This is a genomic window from Streptomyces sp. NPDC048254, assembly GCF_043201895.1.
In the GTDB taxonomy this organism is placed as follows: Bacteria; Actinomycetota; Actinomycetes; order Streptomycetales; family Streptomycetaceae; genus Streptomyces.
On record NZ_JBICZJ010000010.1, the window covers coordinates 449,464 to 455,905 of the forward strand.

General features: G+C 69.5%; 5 protein-coding genes and 2 pseudogenes. 3 read left to right on the plus strand and 4 right to left on the minus strand.

The window, feature by feature from the left end; all coding sequences use genetic code 11:
- Nucleotides 1–11 precede the first annotated feature (11 nt).
- A complete protein-coding gene (locus tag ACGFZQ_RS28855) occupies nt 12–977 on the minus strand; it encodes a zinc-binding dehydrogenase (protein WP_393842781.1) in 966 nt (321 codons plus the stop codon).
- A 120-nt stretch (nt 978–1,097) separates the two neighbouring features.
- Here ACGFZQ_RS28855 and ACGFZQ_RS28860 point away from each other — a divergent pair, with 120 nt between their 5' ends.
- Complete coding sequence (locus ACGFZQ_RS28860; RefSeq protein WP_393842782.1) at nt 1,098–1,595, plus strand: MarR family winged helix-turn-helix transcriptional regulator; 498 nt, start codon at nt 1,098–1,100, stop codon at nt 1,593–1,595.
- Nucleotides 1,596–1,605: 10 nt separating this feature from the next.
- Here ACGFZQ_RS28860 and ACGFZQ_RS28865 read toward each other — a convergent pair whose 3' ends face one another.
- Nucleotides 1,606–2,565, minus strand: coding sequence for an NADP-dependent oxidoreductase (locus ACGFZQ_RS28865; protein WP_393842783.1), 960 nt, complete (start codon nt 2,563–2,565; stop codon nt 1,606–1,608).
- 154 nt (nt 2,566–2,719) lie between these two features.
- On the opposite strand from ACGFZQ_RS28865, the gene ACGFZQ_RS28870 reads away from it, so the two are divergent.
- Nucleotides 2,720–3,562 (plus strand): helix-turn-helix transcriptional regulator, encoded by an 843-nt coding sequence (locus ACGFZQ_RS28870; protein ID WP_393842806.1) that lies wholly within the window; start codon nt 2,720–2,722, stop codon nt 3,560–3,562.
- Between the two features lie 212 nt (nt 3,563–3,774).
- Nucleotides 3,775–4,215 (plus strand): annotated as a pseudogene (locus ACGFZQ_RS28875) (catalase-related domain-containing protein); the annotation flags it as partial.
- 143 nt (nt 4,216–4,358) lie between these two features.
- On the opposite strand, the gene ACGFZQ_RS28880 reads toward ACGFZQ_RS28875, so the two are convergent.
- The gene (locus ACGFZQ_RS28880; RefSeq protein ID WP_393842784.1) at nt 4,359–5,276 is read right to left on the minus strand and encodes an endo-beta-N-acetylglucosaminidase H; all 918 of its coding nucleotides are present in this window, start codon (nt 5,274–5,276) and stop codon (nt 4,359–4,361) included.
- A 618-nt stretch (nt 5,277–5,894) separates the two neighbouring features.
- Nucleotides 5,895–6,442 (minus strand): annotated as a pseudogene (locus ACGFZQ_RS28885) (pyridine nucleotide-disulfide oxidoreductase); the annotation flags it as partial.

The window sequence follows — 6,442 nt, forward strand, 5'->3', positions numbered from 1 at the left end:
CCGGGGTGGGTTCAGGGCACCAGGACGGTGCGCACGCCCGGGACCTCGGGTGCGGTCCACGCGGGTTCGACGTCGGTGAGGGGTACGGCCCGGGCGGTCACCGCGAGACCGCCGCTCTCGATCTCGTCGATGAGGGACGGAAGTTCCTCCAGGTACGTCCTGGTGGACACGGCGCCCTGGCCGTTGCCCTGGAGCCGGAAGTTCGCCGAGCGCAGTGCCACTGACGGCAGTTCGATGGTGGGGCCGGCCATGGCGCCGATCTGGATCCAGTTCAGGGCACGGCCGCGGTCGGAGCGGGCCCGCAGCACCGCCATGATCGCGTCACCGGCGGGCTTGCCCCACAAGTAGTCGATGACCAGGTCGACTTCGGCGGCCTCCTCGGCCAGTGCCGCCGCGGTGGCGTCGGCGTCGTCGGTGAGCGCGACGGTCGCGTCCGCGCCGATCCCGGGCAGGGTCGCCAGGCGGGCCCGGTCGCGGCCGGCTCCGACGACCCGGCCGGCGCCGAGCCGCTTGGCGACCTGGACGGCCATCTGGCCGGCGTTGCCGGTCGCGCCGAGGATCAGCACCGACTGTCCGGGCTCGATCGGGACACGGCGGCGCAGGGCCACCCACGACGACATGGCCGGGTTCATCGCCGCGGCGATCTTCACCACGTCCGCGCCGTCGGGCAGTACGACGCTGTGGCGGCTGTCGATGACGGTCCGGGTGGCCATCGGGCCGACGAGTTCGTCATCGGCGACGAAGTACACCGTCCGGCCGTCCTCGCGCCGGCCGACTCCGTCGACGCCGGGCACCATCGGCAGCTTGCCGGTGCTGGTGTAGTGGCTGCCCGACGCACCGGTACGCACCCGGGGGTGCAGGCCCACCGCGAGGACGTCGACGACAGCCTGGTCCTCGTCGGAGGGGGCGGGCAGGTCGAAGGGCTCGTAGCGGGGCGGGTTGTCGAACGAGCTGACGACGGCGGCGTGGATGTCCATGGCTGCTCTCCTCAGGTTTGGTACGCGGGGCGAAGGATTTAGTAGGTGCCGCGAAGGTTTTAGTTCGTGCCACGAATCAAAGTAGTAGGTGCCGCGTACCTTTGCAAGTAAGATCGGGGCATGACGTCATCCCGCGACATGTCGCCCCCGCCCGCACCGTCGCCCGCAGACGAGGACTTCGGGCTGGTCGACGCGCTCGCTCAGCTGTCGTTCCTGGTGCAGAGCGCCCTGGCCGAGATCGCAGGGCAGCACGATCTGTCGGTCGTCCAGACCCGAATGCTCGGGATACTGCGGGACCGGGAGCCGACGATGAACCAGCTCGGTCGGCATCTCGGCCTCGACAAGTCCTCGATCACGGGCCTGGTCGACCGGGCACAGCGCCGGGGTCTGGTCACCCGTACCGTCAGCGCCGTCGACCGCCGCTCCTACCAGGTGTCGATCACCGACGCCGGCCACCAACTCGTCGAACAGGTCGCCGCTCAGTTCGCTGAGCAGATCGAGAGGTGTGTCGAGCCGCTGCCCGAAGCCGACCGGAAGCGGCTGTCCCGGATCGCGAGCCGGATCGTGACCGCCGACGCCCATGGCCGCGGTATCGACCTGCGCACCACACCCCGCTGACCGGAGTCCGTCAGAGGGAGCCGCGGGGCACGGTCATCACGTGCTTGCCCACGACGCCGCCGCGTTCGAACGCCTGGTGCGCCGCGGCGATGTCCGCGAGCGGATACACACTGTCGATCACCGGGCGCAGCGCACCCGAGGTGACATGGCCGGCCACGGCGCGCAGTACGGGGGTTTCGGGGTTGGCGCTGAAGGTGCGGATGCGGCGGGATCCGTGGATGCTGGAGGCGGCGATCGCGGCCAGGGCCGACGGGGACAGACCGACGGTGACCATTCGGCCGCCCTTGGTCAACCGGCTTCGGTAGCAGTGCAGTTCCGTGCCGACGGTGTCGACGATGACGTCGAACGGGCCGATCTCGTCCGAGGTGGTGGAGCGGTAGTCCAGGACCTCGTCCGCGCCGAGGTCGGTGAGGAGTTCGGCGTGCCGGTCGCGGGCCAGCGCGGTCACATGGCCGCCCATGGCGTGGGCCAGTTGCACGGCGGCCGTGCCGACTCCGCCGGCCGCGCCCCGGACCAGGACCCGTTCCCCGTCCGCCAGGTCCACGCTGTCGCGCAGCGCGATCAGCGCCGTAGAACCCGCGACCACCAAGGCCGCCGCCTCGACCGACGAAAGGTCCGCCGGAGCGGCCGAGATCCGGTTCGCGGGGACCACGACGTACTCGGCCGCCCCGGCGACGGAGTGCCGCTGACGAGGATGCACCATGCCCCACACCCGGTCCCCTACCCGGTAACCCTCGACACCGGCGCCGGTCGCGGCGACCACTCCCGCGAAGTCCAGGCCCACACCGATCGGGAACCGGCGTCCCGAGATCATCTTCACTTCCCCGGAGCGGACGATCACGTCGTGTCCGTTCACGCTGGACGCCTCGACCGAAACCAGAACTTCACCCGCGTCAGGAGCGGGACGGTCGACGTCATTGATCTGCAGGACATCCGCTGCACCGAAACTCGTGATCTGAGCGGCCTTCATGTCGCTGTCCTTCCGTGGTGGGCCGTGTGGTTGCCTCCGATGCTGGACCCCGCAAGCGGCAGCACGGTCGTTCTCCTTTTCCTGGGTCTGGCAGACCCACCCTCGCGGGCCGCGCCGACGGCATACTGGCGCCGTGACCGACTCCTCCCACGCCATGAGCGACGATCCCCGGCGCGAACTCGCCGAGTTCCTGCGCACCCGCCGAACCCGGCTGCGCCCACAGGACGTCGGCCTGGAACCCGGCCCGCGACGGCGTGTGGCCGGGCTGCGGCGGGAGGAACTGGCCCTGCTGGCGGGGGTGAGTTCGGACTACTACCAGCGCATGGAGCAGGGACGCGACGTACGCCCCTCCGAGCAGGTCCTCGACGCCCTCGGGCGCGCCCTGAACTTCTCCGCCGAGGAGACCCGGCACCTGCACAGCCTCGCCGCCGCGGCGCGCACGCCGGCGCGCCCGCCGCGTTCGTACGAACCGGAGGAAGTCCCGGAAACCACAAAGCGGTTGCTGCACACGATGCCCTCGCCCGCGCTGGTCGTCGGCCGTTTCCTGGACGTGCTGGCGTGGAACCCGCTCGGTGGTGTCCTGCTGGGCGAGTTCACCCGGCAGCCGCAGAGGGAGCGGAACCTGCTGGCGCTGTTCCTGCACCCCGAAGCCGACCGGGCGTGCCCGAACCGGGCGGCCACCGTCGCGGAGCTGATCGGGATGCTGCGGACGCAGGTCGCCGCCGATCCCGGCCACCCGCGCGCGGTCGAGCTGGTGGGTGAACTCGCCGTCCGCAGCGACGAGTTCGCGGCCCTGTGGGCGCTGCACAACGTGGCGGAACCCACCCGCGGCCAAATGCGCCTCAACCACCCCCGGGTCGGCGAACTGAACCTGGACTGGGACGCCTACCCGATACCGGGCAACCCCGGCCCCGCGCTCATGGTCTGCACCGCCGCCGAAGGCAGCCCCGACGCCGAGCGACTCCAACAGCTCGCCGACCTGCTGGGCACCCCCTGACCCATCACGGAATCCAGTCCCGCGGGCCGGTTCGAGCTCGGAGCGGAGGTGGAGGGCGCCTTCCTATCGGAAGGTCGGCTGCCCCTGGACGTCCGCCCAGGTTCGGGTCGTGGGGGACGCCGACGGGAGTTGTCAGCCAGGCCAAGTGCCCGTCAGCCGACGGGCGGCGGTGGTGCCGCCGCGGTCGACGGTGGCTTCGACGCCGGCGAATCCACTTCAGCCAGGCCCGGCTGAACTGGCTCAGCATGTCTCCCGTCGAGCGCGAACACATCGTCGCTGCTCACACCTTCGAGCTCGGCGAGTGCTGGGAGACGGCGATCAAGGAACAGGGCGGTGAAGGTGCTCGCCAACATTGACCCGGACCGCTGCACGCACGTCGCGGCCGGTCCGGGGTTCCGGTCCCCGGGGCGACCCTCCCGCCTGCGGTGGTCGAACCGAGCCCCGCCCTCTCCCAACTCGCTGCGGACGATCTGGACGGCGTAGGGGAAGTGCGCCGGGCGATCCTCGACGCCGGCACGGTTCCGCTGGTCATCGCACCAGCAGGCGGCGTGCTGGACCGAGGCGGAGACCCGGTCACCGTGCAGCGCACCTTCACGACCGCCCGGTCCACCGAGTTCGACGCGATCCTGCCGGCCGGGGCACCGGCTCCGGCTGGCACTTCGGTACAGCGCGGCCACGGTACCTGTGGCGACCGCGCTTCCGACATCGTTGTCGGAAGCGCGGCCTGCCCGAGGCGCGGCCCTACGGGATGCAGCACGCCCCGAGGGGAAGCCGGACGCCGGGGAGTGTGGTCGGTCTACGGCGTGTAGCGGGCGTCACTGCCGTACAGCTCCCTGGTGAACGCGGAGACATCGGCGCTGCGATCGGCGCCGTCGAGGTTGTACGTCAGATAGACGCCGTACCCCTCACTGACCGTGCGGCGGGCGAGGCTGGCGGCCGTGCTTTGTGAGGTACCGCCGATCTCGACGGCCGCCGGCGACAGCTTCGACTTGGGCAGTGCGATGCCGGGGACCTGCCAGGTGCCGTAGTACGGGTTCCAGGCGTAGTCGAACTTGGACGTGATGTCGACGCCGCCGTAGGACAGGCGCGACGCGGCCGGGCCGATGTTGTAGAGGCTGATGATCTTGTCCGGCATGTTGGCGCGCAGTGCCGACACCAGGTACACGAACGAGCTGGCGTTGGGCTGGCCGGTGCCGTTGTTGCCGTACTCGGCGTACTCGTCGTCGAAGTCGATGCCGTCGAGGCCGTACTTGGCCACGGTGTCCGACAGTTGTTTCGCGAACGTCGAAGCCGCCTGCTGGGACGGGAAGTTGGCGAAGCCGGCGCCCTGGTGGTTGCCGAGCACCGAGAGGACGACCTTGATGCCCTTCTGCTGCAACGGCCGTATCTGCGTGGCGGCGTTGTCGAGGACGCGTTGCACGTTCTCGTTGAAATACAGGGTCGCCGCCTTCGTGCCCGTGTCGTAGTTGATGTTCGCCGCGAAGATCACGGCGACGTCGAAGACGTTGCCGCCGCCGTTGGCGAGGGTGTACTTACCGACGTTCAGCATGCTGTTGTTGTTCACCTCGACGTACGCCACCGAGGTCGGCCCCTGTTTCGCGAGAGCGGGGGCCGCTGCCGCGCCGGTCGTGGCGGTCGCGCCTAAGGCGAGGGCCGTAATGGCCGAGAGCGCGAGCGCGGCCGTCCGTATTCTGCTCCGTACCGGAGTGAACATCGTTGATCGGTCTCCCATCGCATGGAGCGGCGCCCGCCCTGTTCGCGGGCGCCGAGAAAGCCCCCCGGATCCTTCCGTTCCCGTGACCGAATCCCCAGAACCATGCGGGAACTCTTCACGACTCCCACGCATGCACGCCGCGGATCCGCAGCACTGGAGCAAACGGTCAGCGGCTCCTCTCCAGCAAACCTCAGGTTCCGTTCCTCAGGGGGCGATGGGCGCCCAGCCTGCCCGTCGGCGCTGGTCGGCGGATCAAACATCTGATCGGTGTCAACCATCCCTCTTTTGCGCCAACCAAGAATCCTCGTCACAGGTGTCCACCGTGTCAGATTGCCTGGGGCGTAACAAAGAACGTTCTTCGTCTGCTGGCGATACCCTGCTGGTAGGTCGTTGACCAGCAAGAATAGCCTTAATCGAAGCAGGAAGCGGCTTGCCGGCCCGGGAATGGCCCGGATCTTGATCGAGGACTGGTGCCGACGGATGCACTCCGCCCGCCCGAAGCGTGCATGACTGGCCCGTCCGAGCTGGCACGGAACTTGTCATGTCTTGGCGCGGTATGCCCAGAACAGGACCACCATCGGCGCGGTGCGCAGCTGCACGCGGCGTGTGAAGCGTGCCTCAAGACCGGATCCCGGCGCCGCTCTCGCGGAGCATGTCCTTGCGTTCGACGAGCTTGACGCGTTCGCGGCCCTGCGGTTCGCCCAGGGCCTTCTCGGCGGCGTCCAGCTTGTGCCAGCTCTCCCAGGTGGTGAAGCGGACGTTGCGTTCGGTGAGGAAGGTGTTCACGGCCTCCGGCGCGGGCGACTCGGGGGTGCCCAGCCGGCCGTTGGCGTGGTCGTCGAGCAGGTTGGAGACCGTTTCGTTGGCGTCGCCCTTGGTGTGGCCGATCAGGCCGACCGGGCCGCGGCGGATCCAGCCGGTGACGTAGGTCGACCGGAGGTGGTTGCCGCTGTCCTCGATGACCCGGCCGCCCTCGTCCGGGACGGTGCCCGAGTCGATGTCCCAGGGGAGTTTGGGCAGTTTGTCGGAGAGGTAGCCGACCGCGCGGTAGACCGCGCCGAGTTCCCAGTTCTTGAACTCGCCGGTGCCCTTGACGTTGCCGGTGCCGTCCAGGGCGGTGCGCTCGGTGCGCAGGCCGGTGACGTGGCCGTCCTTGCCGAGGATCT